Source organism: Aminomonas paucivorans DSM 12260 (assembly GCF_000165795.1).
GTDB lineage: Bacteria > Synergistota > Synergistia > Synergistales > Synergistaceae > Aminomonas > Aminomonas paucivorans.
The window spans coordinates 1,114,611-1,133,769 of the sequence record NZ_CM001022.1; the positions used below are offsets into that span (position 1 = coordinate 1,114,611).

Here is a 19,159-nt window from a genome sequence, read left to right on the forward strand (position 1 = left end):
AGTCTTTCCCTTGTCCCTTCCTTGGGTATAATAACCCGTAAGCCGCAAGGCCCGATCGATTTCGGAGGAGGGGTGTGTGGATGCGTTTCTTCAGGAGTTTCGGATTGGCGTGCGTCATGGTGATGGTCGTCGCGGGGATGGCCCTGGCGGCGGACACGGTGCGGATCGGCGTCTTCCTTCCGCTGACGGGGCAGAACGCCTTCGGCGGCCAGCTGGAGCTGGACGGCGTGAAGATGGCCCACCAGGAGATGTCCAAAATCCTGGGCAAGAAGGTGGACCTCATCGTGGTGGACAACAAGTCCGACAAGGTGGAGGCGGCCAACGCGGTGAAGCGCCTCATCGAAAAGGAGAAGGTCGTGGCCATCATCGGCACCTACGGCTCCTCCCTCGCCATGGCGGGCGGGGAGATTTCCGAGAAGGCCAAGATCCCCGCGGTGGGAACCTCCTGCACCAACCCCCTGGTGACCCAGGGCAAGAAGTACTACTTCCGCGCCTGCTTCATCGATCCCTTCCAGGGAGCCGGTGCCGCCACCTTCGCCCTGAAGGACCTGAAGGCCAAGAACGGCGCCCTCCTCATCGACGTGTCCCAGGACTACAGCGTGGGTCTCGCCACCTTCTTCGAGAAGGCCTTCGTCAAGGGCGGCGGCAAGATCGTGGCCAAGCTGAGCTACAACTCCGGGGATCAGGACTTCACCGCCCAGCTCACGGAGATCATCAGCAAGAAGCCCGACGTTCTCTTCATCCCCTCCTACTTCGCCGAAGGGGCCATCATCATGAAGCAGGCCAAGGAGCTGGGGGGCAAGTTCAAGATCATGGGCGGCGACGCCATGGACAACCCGGACATCGTGAAGATCGGCGGCGCGGCGGTGGAGGGCTTCTCCTACACCACCTTCCCCTACGATCCCACCATGAAGGACATGAACCCGGTGGCCAAGAAGTTCACCGCCAACTGGAAAAAGGTCTTCCCCAAGAAGGACCCCAACGTCAACTCCGCCCTGGGCTACGACAGCTACATGCTGATCATGGACGCCATCAAGCGGGCGGGCAAGGCGGAGCCCGAGGCCATCACCAAGGCCCTGGCCTCCACCAAGGGCTTCCTGGGAGTCACCGGTGCCACCACCATCAACGCCACCCACGACGCGGAGAAGCCCGTGGGGATCATGCAGATCCAAAACGGCAAGCGGGTTTTCCTGACCACCGTGGAGCCGAAGCTCTAGCGCCAGATCGATCTTCCGCCGTCTGCAACGGGACGGCCGCGGGCGGCGCAGCACCCCGAGGGGGGGAGGCGATGTCCTCCCCCCCCTTTCCCTGAACGAGGGGGGTTCCTCTTGAGCCTGGATATGTTCATCCAGCACTTCTTCAACGCCCTCACCCTGGGCAGTCTCTACGGCCTCATCGCCATCGGCTACACCATGGTCTACGGCATCCTGCGGCTCATCAACTTCGCCCATGGGGACATCTTCATGCTGGGGGCCTACGGGGTCTTCTGGGCCCTGACCCTGTACAGCCTTCCCTGGTCCGTGGCGGTGGTGCTCTCTGTGGTCCTCACGGCGGGACTGGGCATCCTGGTGGACCGGATCGCCTACCGGCCCCTGCGAAGCGCTCCCCGGATCTCCGCCCTCATCAGCGCCATCGGCGTCTCCTTCTTCATCGAAAACCTGTGCATCGTGGTCTTCTCCGGCATCCCCCGGCCCGTGGAGCGGCCGGAGTGGCTGGTGAACGTCCTGGAGTTCGGAAACATCCGCATCCTTCCCCTGGCCCTGGTGGTGCCCGCCATCTCCCTGGTCCTGGTGGCGGGGCTCTTCTGGGTGGTGTACCGCACCAAGCCGGGGCTGGCCATGCGGGCCATCTCCAAGGACATCGAGACCACCCGCCTCATGGGGGTGAGCGTGGACCACATCATCGCCCTCACCTTCGGCCTGGGGTCCGCCCTGGCGGCGGCGGCGGGGATCATGTGGGCCCTCCGGTACCCCCAGATCCACCCCCTCATGGGCATCTTCCCGGGCTTCAAGGCCTTCATCGCCGCGGTCCTGGGGGGTATCGGTTCCATCCAGGGGGCCATGATCGGCGGGTTGCTCCTGGGCTTCATCGAAATCATGGTGGTGGCGTTCTTCCCCGCCCTGTCGGGCTACCGGGACGCCTTCGCCTTCGTCCTGCTGATCGTCATCCTGCTCCTGAAGCCCACGGGGCTCATGGGAGAAAAACTGGAGGAGAAGGTCTGATGGGCAAGCATAGGGATCTCACCCTCAACCTCCTGCTGCTTTCCGCGCTGGGAGCCTTCCTCTGGTGGGCCGAAGGAAACCTGGACGGGTACAAGATCCAGGTGCTGAACCTCATCGCCATCAACGCCATCCTGGCGGTGAGCCTGAACCTCATCTACGGCTTCACGGGGATGTTCTCCCTGGGACACGCGGGGTTCATGGCCGTGGGGGCCTACACCTGCGCCCTCCTGATCCTGCCCCCCATCCAGAAGGAAATGATCTACATCCTGGAACCCCTCATCTGGCCCTTCTCGGCCCTCCACGCTCCCTTCTTCGTGGCGGTGCTGGCGGGGGGGATCATGGCGGGGGTGTTCAGCCTCTTCATCGCCATGCCGGTGCTCCGACTGGGGGGGGACTATCTGGGCATCGCCTCCCTGGGCTTCGCGGAGATCATCCGGGTGGTGTTCACCAACGCCACTCCCATCACCAACGGGGCCCTGGGGATCAAGGGCATCCCGGACTACGCCAACCTCTGGTGGAACTGGGGGTGGTGCGTCCTCACCCTGTACGTCATCGTGCGGCTCCTGAAGAGCAACTTCGGCAACTGCCTCAAGGCCATCCGGGACGACGAGGTGGCTGCCCGGGCCATGGGCATCGACACCTTCCGCTACCGGGTGATCTCCTTCGTGGTGGGGGCCTTCTTCGCCGGGGTGGGGGGAGCCCTCATGGGCAGCCTCATCACCACCATCGACCCCAAGATGTTCACCTTCCTCCTCACCTTCAACGTCCTCATGATCGTGGTGGCGGGAGGGCTGGGCTCCATCACCGGCAGCGTGCTGGGCAGCGTGGTCATCACGGTGCTCCTGGAGTGGCTGCGCTTCGTGGAGAACCCCATCGACCTGGGTTCCCTCCACATCCCCGGCATCCCCGGGATGCGCATGGTGATCTTCTCCCTGGCCCTCCTGCTCATCATCCTCTTCCGGCGGGAGGGCATCATGGGCCAGAGGGAATGGACCTGGAGCGGCCTGGGGCGGCTTCTGTCCCGGGGCCGGGGTTCCGCGGACGGAGGGGATGCCCGATGAGCGATCGTCCGGTGGTGCTGGAGACGAAGAACGTGGTGATGCGTTTCGGAGGCCTCGCGGCGGTGAACGGATTCGACATCGCCGTGGAGCAGGGGCGCATCGTGAGCCTCATCGGCCCCAACGGGGCGGGCAAGACCACCTGCTTCAACATCGTCACGGGGTTCTATCGCCCCACGGAGGGACAGGTGCTCTTCCACGGCAAGGACATCACGGGGATGAAGCCCCACCACGTCTGCGCTGCGGGCATCTCCCGCACCTTCCAGAACATCCGCCTCTTCGCCGGGGGTTCCGTGCTGGAGAACGTGCTGGTGGGGTGTCGGGTGCGCCAGAAGGCTCCCTGGTGGATGGCCCCCTTCCCCTTCCCCCTGTACGTCCGGGAGGAGCGGCAGATCCGGGAGAAGGCCCTGGACCTGCTGGCGGCGGTGGGACTGGACAAGCTGGCGGGGGAAGACGCCACCTCCCTGCCCTACGGGGCGCAACGGCGGCTGGAGATCGCCCGGGCCCTGGCCACGGAGCCCTCGTTCCTGCTTCTGGACGAGCCCGCGGCGGGGATGAACCCCCAGGAGTCCAGCGAGCTCATGGACTTCATCCGACAGATCCGGGACCGGTTCCGCCTCACCATCCTGCTCATCGAGCACGACATGAAGGTGGTCATGGGGATCTCGGAGCACATCTGGGTGCTGGACTACGGGGTGCTCATCGCCCAGGGGAACCCCCAGGAGATCCGGTCCAACCCCAAGGTCATCGAGGCCTACCTGGGAGAGGAGGCGCTCCAGCATGCTTGAGATCCGGGACCTCCACGTCCACTACGGGGGCATCCACGCCATCAAGGGCATCTCCCTCCAGGTCCCCCGGGGGAAGATCGTCACCCTCATCGGGGCCAACGGGGCGGGCAAATCCAGCACCCTCCGGTCCGTGGCGGGGCTGGTGAAGGATCGCAAGGGGCAGATCCGATGGGGGGAGGCGGATCTCATCGGGTGGACCCCGGAGCGCATCGTCCGGGCGGGGGTGGCCCTCTGCCCCGAGGGACGGCGCATCTTCCCGCAGCTCACGGTGCAGGAGAACCTGATGTTGGGGGCCTACATCCGCTGCGATGTCCCGGGGATCCAGACCACCCTGGACTGGGTATACGAGCTCTTCCCCCGGCTCAAGGAGCGGTCCTGGCAGAAGGGGGGGACCCTCTCGGGGGGGGAGCAGCAGATGCTCGCCCTGGGGCGAGCCCTCATGAGCAAGCCCGACGTGATCATGATGGACGAACCCTCCCTGGGGCTGGCGCCCCTGTTGGTGAAGGAGGTCTTCGACATCATCGAGACCATCAATGGGCAGGGGAAGACGGTGCTCCTGGTGGAGCAGAACGCCTTCGCCGCCCTCAAGGTGGCCCACTACGCCTACGTGCTGGAGGTGGGGCAGATCGTCCTGGAAGGCCCGGGACGGCAGCTTCTGGACGATCCCCGGGTGAAGGAAGCCTACCTGGGGGGGTGAGACTCGACACCCCGAAGCATCCGCGGCGGCGTCGTCCTTCGGGGCGACGCCGCCGTTTCCGTTCCCTCCCTTGCCCCCCCGGAGGGATGTGTTATAAACGGCTTTAGAGAAACGAGACTATCCTTTGGAGGCGAAAGCCATGTCGTCCCTGAACCTTCCGAACCTGCTGAGCCTGTCCCGAGTCTTCCTGGCCCCCCTGGTCATGGTGATCCTGACCCTGCGCACCCAGTTCGGCAGCTTCTTCGGGGTCCCTCTGGGGGACCTGCTGGCGGGGCTGGTGTTCATCGGGGCCTCCCTCACCGACGCGGCGGACGGGTACATCGCCCGCAAGCGGGGCATCGTCACCAACCTGGGGAAGTTCATCGACCCCCTGGCGGACAAGATCCTGGTCACCGCCGCCCTGGTCTCCCTGGTGGAGCTGCAGCGCCTTCCCGCCTGGATCGTCATGGTCATCGTGGCCCGGGAGTTCATCGTCACGGGGCTGCGCATGGTGGCGGCGGCGGAAGGGGTGGTCATCGCCGCGAGCAAGGGGGGCAAGGCCAAGACGGTGAGCCAGATCGTGGCCATCTGCATGATGATCTTCAACCTTCCCGGGGGGCTGCTCGCCATGTGGGTGGCCATGATCCTCACAGTGTGGTCCGGCATGGACTACCTCGTCAAGGGGAAGGATCTGCTCAGCAAGTAGGGGGTTCACCCCCCTCGAAGGAGGTCTTTTCTTGGAAGTGCGCGAACGGCTGGATCGGCGCATCGCGGAACTGGAACCGGAGATGGTGGGGACCCTCTGCGACCTGGTGGCCCTGCCTGCCGTCTCCCCTCAAGACGGAGGGCTGGGAGAGGGAGCGAAGGCTGCCTACCTGGAGAAGAAGGTCCTCGACCTGGGGCTGCCTCCCTGCGAGCGCTACGACGCCCCGGATCCGGAGGCCCCCGGAGGGGTGCGCCCCAACCTGGTGGTCCGGGTTCCCGGGACCGGGGCCGGGCGGCTCTGGTTCTTTTCCCACATGGATGTGGTCCCGGAGGGAGACCGGAGCCTCTGGACTCAGGACCCCTTCGTCGCCCAGGTCCGGGACGGGCGGGTGTATGGCCGAGGAGCCAACGACAACGGCCAGGAACTGGTGGCGTCCCTCTACGCCCTGAAGGCCCTGAGGGATCTGGACCTCCCCCCGGCCTTCGAAATCTGCCTGGCCTTCGTGGCGGACGAGGAACTGGGAAGCCGGTACGGCATCTGCCACCTCCTGGACCGCCACCCGGAGCTGTTCTCCCCCCAGGACCTGGTCCTGGTGCCCGACGGGGGGAACGAGGAGGGCAGCTTCATCGAGATTGCCGAGAAGACCCCCTTCTGGCTGGAGGTCACCGTGGAGGGCAAGCAGGTCCACGGCAGTCGCCCCGATCTGGGAAAGAACGCCTGCCGGGGGGCCAACGAACTCTCCGTGGCCCTGGATCGGGCGCTGCACCGGGCCTTTCCGGAGACGGACCCCCTCTTCGAGCCCCCCGTGTCCACCTTTGAACCCACCCGGAGGCTGCCCAACGTGGCCAACGTGAACACCATCCCCGGGCGGGAGGTCTTCTGCTTCGACTGCCGCCTGCTTCCCTCGGTCCATCCCGACGCGGTGGAGGGGGTGGTGCGGGAGGAGATCCGCCGCCTGGAAGAGACCACGGGGCTGCGGGTCACCTACCGCTTCGTCCAGAAGGGAGACCCCGCGCCTCCCACGGACGCGGTGGCTCCTGTGGTGGAGCGCCTGAGCCGCGCCGTGAAGGACGTGCTGGGAAAGACCCCCCGGGTCGGGGGGATCGGCGGGGGGACCTGCGCCGCCTTCTTCCGCGTCCAGGGCATCCCGGCGGCGGTGTGGGCCCAGGAAAGCGACACCGCCCACATGCCCGAGGAGTACACCGACATCTCCCACCTGGTCCACGAGGCTCGGGTCTTCGCCCGGATGATGCGAGACCTGTAGCACCTTCGGAAGAGTCTGATCCAGGATCGGTACCCTGCGGGGGGCGGCGACGTGCCGTCCCCCGTTTCTCTTGCGCGCCCGGGGACAAACTGCTAGGCTTGCCTTAGGCAACCCAGCCGAGACGAGGCGGTTGTAAGGCGAGCTGAAGACCAGCCCATGGAGGTTTTCGCAATGGTCCGACGCATCCAACCCGAACCGTTCCGCATCAAGATGGTGGAGCCCGTGTCGATCCCCGACGCGGCGCAGAGGGAAGAGGCCCTGAAGACGGGGCACTTCAACATGTTCGGTCTCCGGGGAGAGGACGTGTACATCGACCTTCTCACCGATTCCGGGACCGGAGCCATGAGCAAGTACCAGTGGGCCGCCCTCATGAAGGGGGACGAGGCCTACGCCGGAGCCACCAGTTTCTACGCCCTCAAGGAAGCGGTGAAGGACGTCCTGGGCTTCGACTACGTCATCCCCTGCCATCAGGGCCGGGCGGCGGAGAACGTCACCTTCGGCTCCCTGGCGAAGCCGGGAGACAAGATCCCCTTCAACATGCCCTTCGACACCACTCGGGCTCACATCTTCAACGTGGGGGCCGAACCGGTGGACTGCGTCATCGACGAGGCCTTCGACCCGGAGTGCCGCCATCCCTTCAAGGGCAACGTGGACATCCCCAAGCTGGAGAAGGCCATCGCCACCTACGGGGACAAGATCCCCCTCATCATGGTCACCATCACCAACAACTCCGGCGGCGGTCAGCCCGTGAGCCTGGAGAACCTGCGTCAGGTCAGCGCCGTGGCGAGGAAGCACAAGATCCCCCTCTTCCTGGATGCCGCCCGCATGGCGGAGAACGCCTACTTCATCAAGGTGCGGGAAGAGGCCTGCAAGTCCCTGTCCGTGGGCCAGATTCTCCGGGCCTGCATGGACTGCGCCGACGCCATCACCGTCTCCGCCAAGAAGGACCCCCTGGTGAACATCGGCGGGCTGGTCTGCACCCGCACCGAGGACCTGTACTACCGCATCCTCCCCCGGGTCATCCTCTGCGAGGGTTTCGCCACCTACGGCGGTCTGGCGGGTCGGGACCTGGAGTGCCTCGCCCAGGGCTTGAGGGAGATGGTGGACGAGCAGTATCTGGCCCACCGGGTGGCCCAGGTGGCCTACCTCGGCGACCTGCTGGAGGAGGGCGGGGTGCCCTTCGTGAAGCCCGCGGGGGGGCACGCCATCTTCATCGACGCCGCCGCCTTCCTGCCCCACATCCCCCAGAAGTACTACCCCGCGGATGTGCTGGCGGTGGAAGTCTACCGGGAGGGAGCCATCCGGGGCATCGGCCTGGGAGCCCTGGCCTTCGCCACCAAGGACGAGGCCACCGGCGAGACGGTCTACCCCAAGCTGGAGCTGTTCCGCCTGGCCATCAACCGGCGCACCTACACCAACAGCCACATGGAGTACGTGGCCCAGTCCATCGTGGACGTGTACAAGCGTCGGGACCGCATCCGCTACGGCCTGGAAGTGGGCTTCGCCCCGGCGGCCAAGGGGCTGCACCACTTCCTGGCGCACCTGCACCCCGTGCAGTTCTAGATCCTCCGACCCTTCGACGGGTCCGCGAGGCCGACCTCCCCGGGGGGTCGGCCTCGTTGTTTTGACCCCTCTGGGGACCAAGCTATAATGGGGGCCGTCCCCCGTCCCACGAGGGGAAGAAAAGGCCCCTCCCCGAGGCGTTTGGCCTTGGTTGTGCAAGAGGGACCTGGGAAAGGTGGAAGAACGATGCTCAAAGGAGTTTTGCGCGTCCTGGGGCTGGACCCCAACGATCGGGCCCTGGCGCGGTACCGCCGAGCCGCCGAGGCCGTGGACGCGCTGGAGGCGCAGGTGTCCGCCCTCTCCGACGAGGAGCTGGCTGCCACGACGACGGTCTTCCGGGAGCGCCTGGACGGAGGAGAGACCCTGGACGATCTGCTGCCCGAGGCCTTCGCCCGGGTTCGGGAGGTGTCGGTTCGTACCCTGGGGCTGCGGCACTTCGACGTCCAGCTCATGGGAGGCATGGCCCTCCACGAGGGCAAGATCGCGGAGATGAAGACCGGGGAAGGCAAGACCCTGGTGGCCACCCTGGCGGTGGTCTTGAACGCCCTGGAAGGCAAGGGCGTCCACGTGGTGACGGTGAACGACTACCTGGCCAAGCGCGACGCGGAATGGATGGGCCCCGTCTACCGGGGGCTGGGACTTTCCGTGGGGGTCATCGAGCCCTTCATGGAGTCGGAGGACCGCTTCGCCGCCTACCGCCAGGACATCACCTACGGCACCAACAGCGAGTTCGGTTTCGACTACCTGCGGGACAACATGGCCCTCTCCCGGGAGCAGCAGGTCCAGAGGGGCCATCGGTTCTGCCTGGTGGACGAAGTGGACTCCATCCTGGTGGACGAGGCCCGGACCCCCCTCATCATCTCCGGTCCTTCCGAGGAAAGCACCGAGCCCTACCGCACCGCCGACGCCTGCGCCCGTTCCCTGACGGCGGGGACGGATTTCGAGGTGGACGAGAAGGAACGCAACGTGGCCCTCACTGAGGGGGGCATCGCCCGGTGCGAGCAGATCCTCAAGCTCCCCAACCTCTTCACGGACTACGGCCACTCCGAGCTGGCCCACAAGGTGGTGCAGTCCCTGAAGGCCCACCATCTCTTCCAGCGGGACGTGCACTACGTGGTGAAGGACGGAGAGATCGTCATCGTGGACGAGTTCACGGGGCGGCTCATGTTCGGGAGGCGCTACTCCGACGGGCTCCACCAGGCCATCGAGGCCAAGGAGCGCGTCCAGGTGGGGCGGGAGAACCAGACCCTGGCCACCATCACCCTGCAGAACTACTTCCGCATGTACCACAAGCTGGCGGGCATGACCGGCACCGCCGCCACGGAGGCGGAGGAGTTCAAGGAGATCTACGGCATGGAGGTGGTGGTGGTCCCCACCCACAACCCCATGATCCGTACCGACCACCCCGACGTGATCTACCGGACCCAGCGGGAGAAGTACAACGCCGCGGCGGAGGAGGTGGAGGAGTGCTTCAAACGGGGCCAGCCTGTCCTGGTGGGAACCGCCTCCATCGAACACTCCGAGCGGGTGAGCAAGCTCCTGAAGGCCCGCAAGGTCCCCCACCACGTCCTCAACGCCAAGGTGCACGACAAGGAAGCGGCCATCGTGGCCCAGGCGGGGCGCTTCGGCGCCATCACCGTGGCCACCAACATGGCCGGCCGGGGCACGGACATCCTGTTGGGGGGCAACCCCTCCTTCCTGGCCCGGGAGGAGGCGACCCGCCAGGGGCTGGACCCTGTCCAGGATCCCCGGGGCTTCGAGGCCCTTCTGGAAAGCCAAAGGACCCTCTGTGCCCAGGAGCGGGACCGGGTGATCCAGGCGGGGGGGCTGCGCATCCTGGGCACGGAGCGCCACGAGTCCCGGCGCATCGACAACCAGCTCCGGGGCCGCTCCGGCCGTCAGGGAGACCCGGGGGAGAGCCGCTTCCTGGTGTCCCTGGAAGACGACCTGCTGCGCCTCTTCGGCTCCGACCGGGTCCAGGGCCTCATGACCAAGCTGGGCATGGAGGAGGGGGAGTCGGTGGAACACTCCTTCCTCTCCAAGGCCATCGAGAACGCCCAGAAAAAGGTCGAGGAGATGCACTTCGACATCCGAAAGCAGCTCCTGTCCTACGACAACGTGATGAACCAGCAGCGCGAAGCGGTGTACAAGGAACGGGGAGAGATCCTGGAGGCGGAAGACCTGATCGAACGGGCCTGGTCCCTCCTGGCGGACACGGTCACCTCCGTCCTGGATCGGGCTCCCGACGAGGAAGGGGTCCTGGACCCCGCCCCGGCGGCGTTGCACCTGAAGTCCCTCTTCGGCCCGGGCATCGAGGGACCCCTGGAGGGGGCCACCACCCGGGAGGGCATGGAGCAGGCGAAGGAACAGGTCCTTCGGGAGGTGCGGCGGCGCTTCGACGCCAAGGTGCAGGAGCTGGGGACGGACACGGCCAACGCCCTCTTCCGGTTCCTCATCCTCCAGGTGCTGGATACCCACTGGAAGGAACACCTCCTGGCCATGGACGAACTGCGCCGGGGCATCGGCCTTCGGGCCATCGGGCAGAAAGACCCCCTGGTGGAGTACCAGTTCGAGTCCTTCAACCTCTTCAAGGAGATGCTGGGACGGGTCCGGGAGGGTTTCTCGGAGTTCGCCCTCCGGGTCTCGGTGGTGGAGGATCGGCCCCGAAGCCGCAACCGGAACCTCCGGGAGAGCCGGGATCTCCTCCTTCCGCCCCAGGCGGCGGGGGCTCCGGGGGACCTGGAGAACCCCGGGGAGCTGGCCACGGCCACCCGCACCGCCCCGATCCACAAGGGGCCCAAGGTGGGACGCAACGACCCCTGTCCCTGCGGCAGCGGCAAGAAGTACAAGCACTGCTGCGGCCGGGGCCAGTGACCGAAAGGAGCGGCCGGTCATGGTGAGGACGGAGGGAACGCGGAAGATGGGACGGATCCGCTGGGCAGCGGGGGCGCTTCTCCTCCTGGCCTTTCTGGCGGGGCCGGGCTCCGCCCGGGGGGAGGAACGCTGGAACGTCCCCCGGGACCTGGGGCGCCTTGCCTCCGAAGCCCCTTCCCTGGCGGCGTTCCCCGAATCCCCCGGGGTGGTCTGGCTTCGGGAGGCCCGGTACAGCCTCCTGGCGGACGGCACCCTGGAGCGGGGGGAACGCTGGCTGATCCTGGCGGGGGAGAAGCTCCCCGAGTCCTGGAGTCTCTGGCGGGTACCCGTGCCCCAGGGCGGGTCCGCCCTGGTGGAGGAGGCGGCCTGGTATAACCCCATGACGGGACAGAAGGAGGGGGCCCTCTCCCCCCGCCGGGTTTCCGGCTCGGGGGTGGACCTCCTGGAGGTCCGCATTCCCCCCGAGGCGGCGGGGCGGGTGGTGGCCCTGTCCACGGTGCAGCGCTTTCCCGGCCGCACCAACGTGGAGGGGGTGCTTTTCCTGGCCCTGGATCTGCCCGTGTGGGAGCAGGTCATTCGGGTGGACGTCCCGGGGGACAAGCTCCTCCACTGGTCCGGCAAGGGGGTGGGGGAACCTCAGAAGACCTCAGACCGGGGAGCGGACCGCTACGAGTGGACGGTGCGCAACCAGGCCCCCTGGCAGGTGGGCTCCCTGGTGGAGGACCGAAGGCCCACCCTGGCCTTCAGCCTGCGCAAGGGGCTGGTGGGGGCACTGGCCTCCCTGGGAGACGTGGAGGCGGGGTTTCGGACGATCCCCCTGCCCTCCTCCTGGAGTTCCGTGGGGCGTTCCCCCAACGTCGCCCAGAGGGGGGACAAGCTGATCCAGCACCTGGCGGGGGTCCCCGCCCTGCCCGGTCTTCCCTGGGACCTGATCCGACCCGGTCCGCCGGAGCTGGGGCCCTGGACGGAGGGGGAACGGACCCTCCTGGCTGCCTCTTGGCTGCGCAAACTGGGCTGGAACGTCGCGGTGTGGTGGCAGCCCCTCCTCCCGGTGAAGGAGGACGGCCCCGCCACGGACCGCCTCTGGAGGAGGCCGGTGCTGGAACTTTCCGCTCCGGGAGTCAAGGAGACCTTCTTCTTCCCCGGACAGGCGGCGGCCCTGGGGCAGTTGGCCCCGAATCTCTACGGCCAGACCCTCTACCGCCTGGAGGGGACGAAGGTCCTCTCCCGGGAGCTGCCCCGGGGGGACGCCAAGGACCATCGTCTCTCCGTCCGGTGGGACTACGTCCTCTCCGAACTGGGGGTGGGGGAGGGAACCCTGGAGATGACCGTCCGGGGAGCCTGGGTGGACCTGCTGGCCCCGGAGGGGATTCCGGGCAGGGACGACCTGGACGGGTGGATCGCCCGGAGGCTTCTCCTCTCCGGTCCTCGGCTGAGCTTCAAGAACTCCTCCGTGGAGACCCTGGCGACGGGCTTTCGGGTCCGCTCCCAGGTCCGGGGTGCCCTGGGCATCGTGCAGGGGGCGGACCAGCTCCTTCGGCTGCCTACGGCGGTTCCCGCGGCCCTGGAGAACCTGCTGAAGACCCCGGCGCCCTACCACCTTCGGTTTCCCTTCGTGCTGGAGCAGAACGTGAGCCTGACCCTTCCCCCGGGGTACGAGATGCTGTCCTCCCCGCCTCTGGCCAAGGGGGAAGGTCCCCTGCAGCAGAAGCTGCTGGTGTGGCCCAAGAAGGGGGCCCTGGAAGCGGAGAACCGCTGGACCGTGAAGGGCGGAAGCGTGGACGCCTCCCGTGCCCGGTCCCTGGGAGAGCAGCTGGTTCAGGTCCTGCGCACCCTGGAGCAGGGCATCCCCCTGCGAAGACGATGACCCGGCCCTAAGGGCGGGTGGCGGGCCCGAGACGCGGGTCCAAGGCGAGATTCCTGTTTGAGGGGGTTCACTGTGATGGAAGACATGCGCGAGGCGCTGCAGAAGAAGGTGGAGGCCGTCCTGGCCTCCCTGGCCCAGGAGAAGGGAACCGCCCTTCCCGAAGGGTTCCGGGTGCTCCTGGAGCGTCCCCGACGAAGCGGGCAGGGGGACTGGGCCTGCAACGCCGCCATGCAGCTTGCGAAGACCTTTTCCCTGTCCCCTCGGGACCTGGCGACCCAGCTGGCGGAACGCCTGGGGAAGGACGACCTCCTGGCAGGAGCGGAGGTGGCGGGTCCCGGGTTCCTGAACCTCACCCTTTCCCCGGTCTGGGTGAAGGAGCTGGTGGGGCGCATCCTGGACCAGAAGGAGGACTACGGCCGGGTGGACGTGGGCCGGGGCCGGAAGGTGCAGGTGGAGTTCGTCAGCGCCAACCCCACGGGGCCTCTGCACATGGGCCATGGCCGGGGGGCCGCGGTGGGGGACATCGCCGCCTCCGTCCTGGCCTTCGCGGGGTGGAAGGTGGAGCGGGAATACTACATCAACGACGCGGGGCTCCAGATGGAACTTCTGGGCCGCTCCGCCCGGAGCCGCTACTTCGAACTGCTGGGCAGGGGAGACGAGGCGCCCCTGCCGGAGGACGGCTACCACGGGGAGTACATGACGGACCTGGCGCGGCAGATCCTGGAGGAAGAGGGGCCCGGCTGGGCGGACCTGCCGGAGGAGGAGGCCCTGCCTCGGTTCTCCGACGCCACGGCCAAGCGGGTTCTGGACTGGATCCGCCGGGACCTGGAGGCCTTCGGGGTGGTCTTCGACGTGTGGTTCTCCGAGAAGAGCCTCTACCAGGACGATCAGGTCCAGCGAGCCATCGAGGCTCTGAAGGGACGGGGCTACGCCTACGACGCCGACGGGGCGGTGTGGTTCCGCTCCACCGCCTTCGGGGACGACAAGGACCGGGTGATGATCCGGTCCAACGGGGCCCCCACCTACTTCACCTCCGACGTGGTGTACCACAAGAACAAGTACGACCGGGGCTTTGACCTGGTGGTGAACGTCTGGGGGGCGGACCACCACGGTTACATCCCCCGGATGAAGTCCGCCGTGTCCGCCATGGGGCGGGATCCGGAGGACCTCCAGGTGATGCTCATCCAGCTGGTGAACCTGCTCCGGGGGGGCGAGCCCGTGTCCATGTCCAAGAGGGCGGGAACCTTCATCACCCTCCAGGACGTGATGGACGAGGTGGGGGTGGACGCCACCCGGTTCTTCTTCGTCATGCGGCGCTGCGACAGCCACCTGGACTTCGACCTGGAGCTGGCGAAGAAGTCCTCCTCCGACAACCCGGTGTTCTACGTCCAGTATGCCCACGCCCGGATCTGCAGCATCCTCCGGGAGACCGAGGCCCGAGGTTTGCCCTCCCCGACGCCGGAGGACCTGGACCCGAACCTCCTGTCCACCCCGGAGGAGCTGGCCCTGGCCACGGTGCTGGCGCGCTTCCCCGAGGAGATCCGCAAGGCTGCGGAGGGCCTGGAGCCCCACCGGGTGGCCTACTACGCCCAGGAGCTGGCGGAGGCCTTCCACGGCTTCTACAACGCCGCCCGCATCCTGGGGGTGGAGGAACCTCTCCGCAAGGCCCGGATGCTCCTCCTGGAGGCGACCCGCATCACCCTGGTGAACGCCCTGCGCCTGCTGGGTGTCCGGGCTCCCGAGAGGATGTGATCCCCCGTGCCGCGGCTGCGCTGGGTCTTTCTCTGTGCCGCCGCGACACTGCTGCTGGCCATCACGGCCACGTCCTTCCTCCTGGAGATGCGTCGGGTGGAACGGCTCACCGCGACCCTGGACCGGAGGATGGACGAGCTGATCCGCATCACCCGGCAGACCCAGATCCTGGAGGAGCGCATCCGCTACTACCGCACCCCCGAGGGGGTGGGACGCCTCGCCCGGGAAGAGTTCAACCTCTTCCTGCCCTGGGAGAAGGTCTACCGCATCGAGGTGGTCTCCGCCGATCCCTTGCGGAAACGGTGACGAAACCCTATAATGCCTTGCCGTACGTCCCTGCCTCTTCCATCGAGGAGAGGCCTAAGTCCGAGGGGAGGAGGTGAATGTCGTGCGACCTTACGAGTTGGTGACCATCCTCACGGCGGATCTGGAAGATCCGAAGACCGTGGCGGAGGAGTATGTGGAGGTGCTGCGCGGCTTGGGGGCGGAGGTCGAGAAGTTCGATCTCTGGGGCAAGCGTCGTCTTGCCTACCCCATCGCGAAGCAGAACGAAGGCGTCTACGTGTTGTACACCTTCAAACACGATCCGGCCCAGATTCGGGAGATGGAGCGGGTCTTGAGCCTGAAGCCCCAGATCCTGCGGCATCTGGTGATCAGCCGGGACGAGAAGTAGTCCGAGGAGGGGTCGACGTGTCCCGTGGGTTCAACAAGGTCATCCTGATGGGCAACCTGGCCAAGGACCCGGACGTGCGCTATACCCCCAGCAAGCAGAAGGTGGCCCGCATCACCGTGGCGGTGGGCCGCCAGTGGAAGAGCAAGACCGGGGAGATCCAGAACCACACCGACTTCATCCAGGTGGTGGCCTGGTCCTTCAGCGCGGACATCTGCGAGAAGTACCTGCGCAAGGGCCGTCCGGTCCTGGTGGAGGGTCGCCTGTCCGTGCGGGACTTCGACGACGCCCGGACGGGGCAGCATCGTTGGGTCACGGAAGTGGTGGCCGACTCCCTCACCCTGCTTCCCGGAGGGAAGCGGGACGAGGAGGGGGAACCCTTCCGCGCCTCCGCCCCTTCCTACGGAGCGCCCCGGGCTGCGGCGCCCCAGGAGGACCTGGGAAGCCTTCGGGATGAGAAGGGCTTCGGCGACGAATTTCCCTTGGATTTCTCCGAAATCCCCGACGAGGGAACTCCCGGGGACGTGGACATCCCCTTCTAGAAAGGAGTGGACCGGAAGGTGGAAAACCAATACAACAACCGGAAGCGCCGGAAGCGGCGGCCGAAGGTATGCCATTTCTGCGTGGACAAGGTGCAGCGGGTGGACTACAAGGAGTTCGAGAAGCTCCGCAAGTACGTCACCGAGCGGGGCAAGATCGTTCCCCGTCGCGTGACCGGGACCTGCGCCAAGCACCAGCGGCAGCTCACCCGGGCCATCAAGCGGGCTCGCATCCTGGCTCTGCTTCCCTTCACCGCCGATTAGCACCACCCCAGTGGACGAACCAAGGGGGAGCCGGACGGCTCCCCCTTTGCAGTATGCGGGGACCGCGACGACGCGGATCCCCAAGGGAGGCGACCCATGACCCCAACCCGTTCCCTCGTCGAGTCGGCCCTGCTGGTGGCCCTGGCGGTGGTGTTCTTCCTGGCCAGCAACTTCCTGCCCGTGGTGGGACTGGGGATCGCCCTTCTCTGCCCTGCCCCCCTGGTGGTGCTGGGGCTGCGGCAGAACCTGCGCACCGCCGTCTTGGGCATGGGGGTGGCCACCCTCCTGGTGGCGGCCCTCATGGGGCTTCCCGGGGCTCTCTTCTTCTCCCTGGGCTTCGGCGTCCTGGGGGTGGGGCTGGGCTACCTGGCCCGCAAGCAGAACCGGGCGGTGGACATCCTCCTCTACGGGGTTCTGGTCTCCCTGGGAAGCAAGCTGCTGCTGATCCTCCTGGCCACCAAACTCACGGGGGTGAACCCCTTCTCCCTGGACGCGGAGACCATGCAGCGCATGACCGAAAAGGTCTTCGCCTTCTACGCCGCCCACGGCATGGGGGGCGCGGGGATGGAGGCCATGAAGGAACAGATGACCGCCACCCTGAAGATGATGCCCCTGCTCTTCCCGGCGCTTCTCACCATGGCCTCCGCCCTGGACTGCTGGCTCTCCTACGTGGTCACGGCCGCGGTGGTGCGGCGGCTGGGGAAGGTGGAGCTGCCGCCCCTGCCCTCCTTCGGGCAGTGGCGGTTTCCCAAAAGCGTGTTCTGGGCTCTCCTGGTATCCTTTCTCTTGGCCCTCCTGGGAACCCGGCCCGATGCCCCCCGGGTCTTTCTCCAGACGGGGGTGAACCTGCGCCTGGTGGTGCAGATGCTCTTCTTCCTTCAGGGAAGCGCGGTGGTTTGGGGGCTTCTGGAGGCACGGGGCTGGCGCATCGCCGGCCGCATGACGGTTTTCATCCTCGGGATGCTGATCCCCCTGCTTTCTCACGGTGCCCTGCTTCTTGGCATCGTGGACATGTGGTGGGACCTGCGGTCCCGTTTCGGGAGGCGGGAAGCGTGAAGGTCATTCTGAAACAGGACGTGAGCAAGCTGGGCAAGAAGGGGGACCTCCTGGAGGTCTCCGACGGGTACGCCAGGAACTTCCTCTTCCCTCGCGGGCTGGCGGACGAGGCCACGGGGGGCAAGGTGCGGGCCCTGGAGGATCACCGCAAGGCCGCCCAGGTGAAGGAGGACCGCTTGGCCGCCCAGGCCCGGGAACAGGCCAAGGCACTGGGAGGCAAGCGGGTGGCCCTCTCGGTCAACGCGGGGGAGGGGGGACGCCTCTTCGGAAGCGTCACGAACCAGCAGGTGGCCGACGCGGTGGCCGCCCAGCTGGGGGTGAAGGTGGACAAACGGGAGATCCGCCTGGAGGCGGTGAAGCAGGTGGGAGTCTACCCCCTGAAGATCCGCCTGCACCCGGGGGTGGAAGCGGAGCTGACGGTGAGCGTGGAGGCTCAGGCTTGACCGACCCCTCCTTCGACCGGGTTCCCCCTCACAACCTGGAGGCGGAGCGGGCCGTCCTGGGGGCGTGTCTGCTGGATCGGGACGCCCTGCTGGCGGTGACGGACCTCCTCTCGCCGGGGGACTTCTACGACCAGCGACACCGCATGGCCTACGAGCTGGTGCAGGAGATGGCCCGGAAGGACCGGGCGGTGGACGCCCTTACCTTCTGGGACGAGGGGGAACGCAAGGGGCTCCTGGAGCGCCTGGGGGGGCAGCCCTTCATCGCCGGGCTGGTGGACGCGGTGACCACCACCGCCAACGCGGAGCACCACGCCCGACTGGTGCGGGACAAGGCGGTGCACCGTCGCCTCATCCAGGTGGGGGCGGAGATCGCCCGGCTGGGCTACGCGGAGGAGCGGGACCGGGAGGAGACCCTGGACGAGGCGGAGCGTCTGGTCTTCGACATCGCCGGCAGCGGCTCCACCTCCACCGTCCGTCCCCTGCGCCAGGTCCTGGGAGTCACCTTCCGGGAGATCGAGGAGCGGTTCCACCAGGGTGCCCTGGTCACGGGGGTTCCCACGGGGTACGACGACTTCGACCGCCTCACCGGGGGCCTTCAGCCCGGCAGCCTGAACATCCTGGCGGCCCGCCCCTCCATGGGGAAAACCGCCCTGGCCCTGAACATCGCCCAGAACGCGGCGGTCCGGGGCGGGCTTCCCGTGCTGGTGTTCAGCCTGGAGATGGGGGCGGAACAGCTGGCCCAGCGTCTTCTGGGCTCGGAGGCGAAGGTGAACATCCACGACCTCCGCACCGGCCGGTTCCACGAGAGCGCCTGGGAGAACCTGGCCGCCGCGGCGGGCACCCTGAGCGAGGCGCCCCTGTTCATCGACGACAGTTCCCTCCTCTCCACCCTGGAGCTTCGGGCTCGGTGCCGCCGTTTCCTGGCCCAGCAGGGCAGCCTGGGGTTGGTGGTGGTGGACTACCTCCAGCTCATGAGCCTCTCCCAGAGGGTGGACAGCAAGCAGCAGGAGGTGGCGGAGATCTCCAAGTCCCTCAAGGGGGTGGCCCGGGAGTTCCGGGTCCCCGTGCTGGCTCTGTCGCAGCTCTCCCGGGCGGTGGAACTGCGCAACGACAAGCGCCCTCAGCTCTCGGATCTGCGGGACAGCGGGGCCATCGAACAGGACGCGGACCTGGTGGTGCTGCTGTATCGGCCGGGGTACTACGAGCGGGAGCAGGGAGAGGCGAATCCCCAGGCGGAGGCCATCGTGGCGAAGCACCGTAACGGTCCCACGGGGAAGGTGGACCTGATCTTCCTCCGGGAGTACGCTCGTTTCGAAGGCATGGAACGGAGGTATGCCGGGGTCTCCTAGGAGATCCTGTCCCGAAGATCGGGAAAACGGCGGGTTCGAGGCGGATTCCTTTTGGGTAATCTATGGGC

18 protein-coding genes are annotated in these 19,159 nt (G+C 67.0%); all 18 read left to right on the plus strand.

The annotated features are described in order from the left end of the window. Positions 1–80: 80 nt before the first annotated feature. The 18 genes from APAU_RS05105 (at position 81) to dnaB (ending at position 19,091) form a co-directional block, all read left to right on the plus strand. A complete protein-coding gene (locus APAU_RS05105; protein WP_006300636.1) occupies positions 81–1,217 on the plus strand; it encodes an ABC transporter substrate-binding protein in 1,137 nt (378 codons plus the stop codon). Positions 1,218–1,328: 111 nt separating this feature from the next. Next, positions 1,329–2,222 (plus strand): branched-chain amino acid ABC transporter permease, encoded by an 894-nt coding sequence (locus APAU_RS05110; RefSeq protein WP_006300637.1) that lies wholly within the window; start codon positions 1,329–1,331, stop codon positions 2,220–2,222. Then, on the plus strand, positions 2,222–3,283 hold the full coding sequence (locus tag APAU_RS05115) for a branched-chain amino acid ABC transporter permease (protein WP_006300638.1): 1,062 nt from the start codon (positions 2,222–2,224) through the stop codon (positions 3,281–3,283). The genes APAU_RS05110 and APAU_RS05115 overlap by 1 nt, the downstream gene beginning before the upstream one ends. Continuing rightward, the gene (locus APAU_RS05120) at positions 3,280–4,068 is read left to right on the plus strand and encodes an ABC transporter ATP-binding protein (protein WP_006300639.1); all 789 of its coding nucleotides are present in this window, start codon (positions 3,280–3,282) and stop codon (positions 4,066–4,068) included. The genes APAU_RS05115 and APAU_RS05120 overlap by 4 nt, the downstream gene beginning before the upstream one ends. Then, positions 4,061–4,765 (plus strand): ABC transporter ATP-binding protein, encoded by a 705-nt coding sequence (locus APAU_RS05125; protein WP_006300640.1) that lies wholly within the window; start codon positions 4,061–4,063, stop codon positions 4,763–4,765. Before APAU_RS05120 ends, APAU_RS05125 begins: the two co-directional genes overlap by 8 nt. 139 nt (positions 4,766–4,904) lie before the next feature. Next, positions 4,905–5,450, plus strand: coding sequence for a CDP-diacylglycerol--glycerol-3-phosphate 3-phosphatidyltransferase (pgsA, locus tag APAU_RS05130; RefSeq protein ID WP_006300641.1), 546 nt, complete (start codon positions 4,905–4,907; stop codon positions 5,448–5,450). A gap of 37 nt (positions 5,451–5,487) precedes the next feature. Beyond that, positions 5,488–6,714 (plus strand): M20 family metallo-hydrolase, encoded by a 1,227-nt coding sequence (locus tag APAU_RS05135; RefSeq protein ID WP_040345684.1) that lies wholly within the window; start codon positions 5,488–5,490, stop codon positions 6,712–6,714. 156 nt (positions 6,715–6,870) lie between these two features. Then, positions 6,871–8,277, plus strand: a complete 1,407-nt coding sequence (locus APAU_RS05140) for a tryptophanase (RefSeq protein WP_232207769.1) — start codon at positions 6,871–6,873, stop codon at positions 8,275–8,277. 186 nt (positions 8,278–8,463) lie between these two features. Next, positions 8,464–11,151 (plus strand): preprotein translocase subunit SecA, encoded by a 2,688-nt coding sequence (secA, locus tag APAU_RS05145; protein ID WP_006300644.1) that lies wholly within the window; start codon positions 8,464–8,466, stop codon positions 11,149–11,151. A gap of 19 nt (positions 11,152–11,170) precedes the next feature. After that, positions 11,171–13,018, plus strand: a complete 1,848-nt coding sequence (locus tag APAU_RS05150; RefSeq protein WP_006300645.1) for a hypothetical protein — start codon at positions 11,171–11,173, stop codon at positions 13,016–13,018. A 75-nt stretch (positions 13,019–13,093) separates the two neighbouring features. After that, positions 13,094–14,770 (plus strand): arginine--tRNA ligase, encoded by a 1,677-nt coding sequence (gene argS / locus APAU_RS05155; RefSeq protein WP_006300646.1) that lies wholly within the window; start codon positions 13,094–13,096, stop codon positions 14,768–14,770. A gap of 6 nt (positions 14,771–14,776) precedes the next feature. Continuing rightward, a complete protein-coding gene (locus APAU_RS05160; protein ID WP_006300647.1) occupies positions 14,777–15,076 on the plus strand; it encodes a hypothetical protein in 300 nt (99 codons plus the stop codon). A gap of 82 nt (positions 15,077–15,158) precedes the next feature. Then, the gene (rpsF, locus tag APAU_RS05165) at positions 15,159–15,443 is read left to right on the plus strand and encodes a 30S ribosomal protein S6 (RefSeq protein WP_006300648.1); all 285 of its coding nucleotides are present in this window, start codon (positions 15,159–15,161) and stop codon (positions 15,441–15,443) included. A gap of 17 nt (positions 15,444–15,460) precedes the next feature. Then, entirely contained in the window at positions 15,461–15,982 is a 522-nt protein-coding gene (locus APAU_RS05170; RefSeq protein WP_006300649.1) for a single-stranded DNA-binding protein, read from the plus strand. Positions 15,983–16,000: 18 nt separating this feature from the next. Beyond that, positions 16,001–16,243 carry a 30S ribosomal protein S18 gene (gene rpsR / locus APAU_RS05175; RefSeq protein WP_006300650.1) on the plus strand — a complete coding sequence of 81 codons (243 nt, stop codon included), beginning with the start codon at positions 16,001–16,003 and terminating at the stop codon, positions 16,241–16,243. 96 nt (positions 16,244–16,339) lie between these two features. After that, positions 16,340–17,299 (plus strand): YybS family protein, encoded by a 960-nt coding sequence (locus tag APAU_RS05180; protein ID WP_006300651.1) that lies wholly within the window; start codon positions 16,340–16,342, stop codon positions 17,297–17,299. Continuing rightward, positions 17,296–17,742, plus strand: a complete 447-nt coding sequence (rplI, locus tag APAU_RS05185) for a 50S ribosomal protein L9 (protein WP_006300652.1) — start codon at positions 17,296–17,298, stop codon at positions 17,740–17,742. Before APAU_RS05180 ends, rplI begins: the two co-directional genes overlap by 4 nt. After that, a complete protein-coding gene (dnaB, locus tag APAU_RS05190) occupies positions 17,739–19,091 on the plus strand; it encodes a replicative DNA helicase (protein WP_006300653.1) in 1,353 nt (450 codons plus the stop codon). The genes rplI and dnaB overlap by 4 nt, the downstream gene beginning before the upstream one ends. The last annotated feature ends 68 nt before the right edge of the window (positions 19,092–19,159 follow it).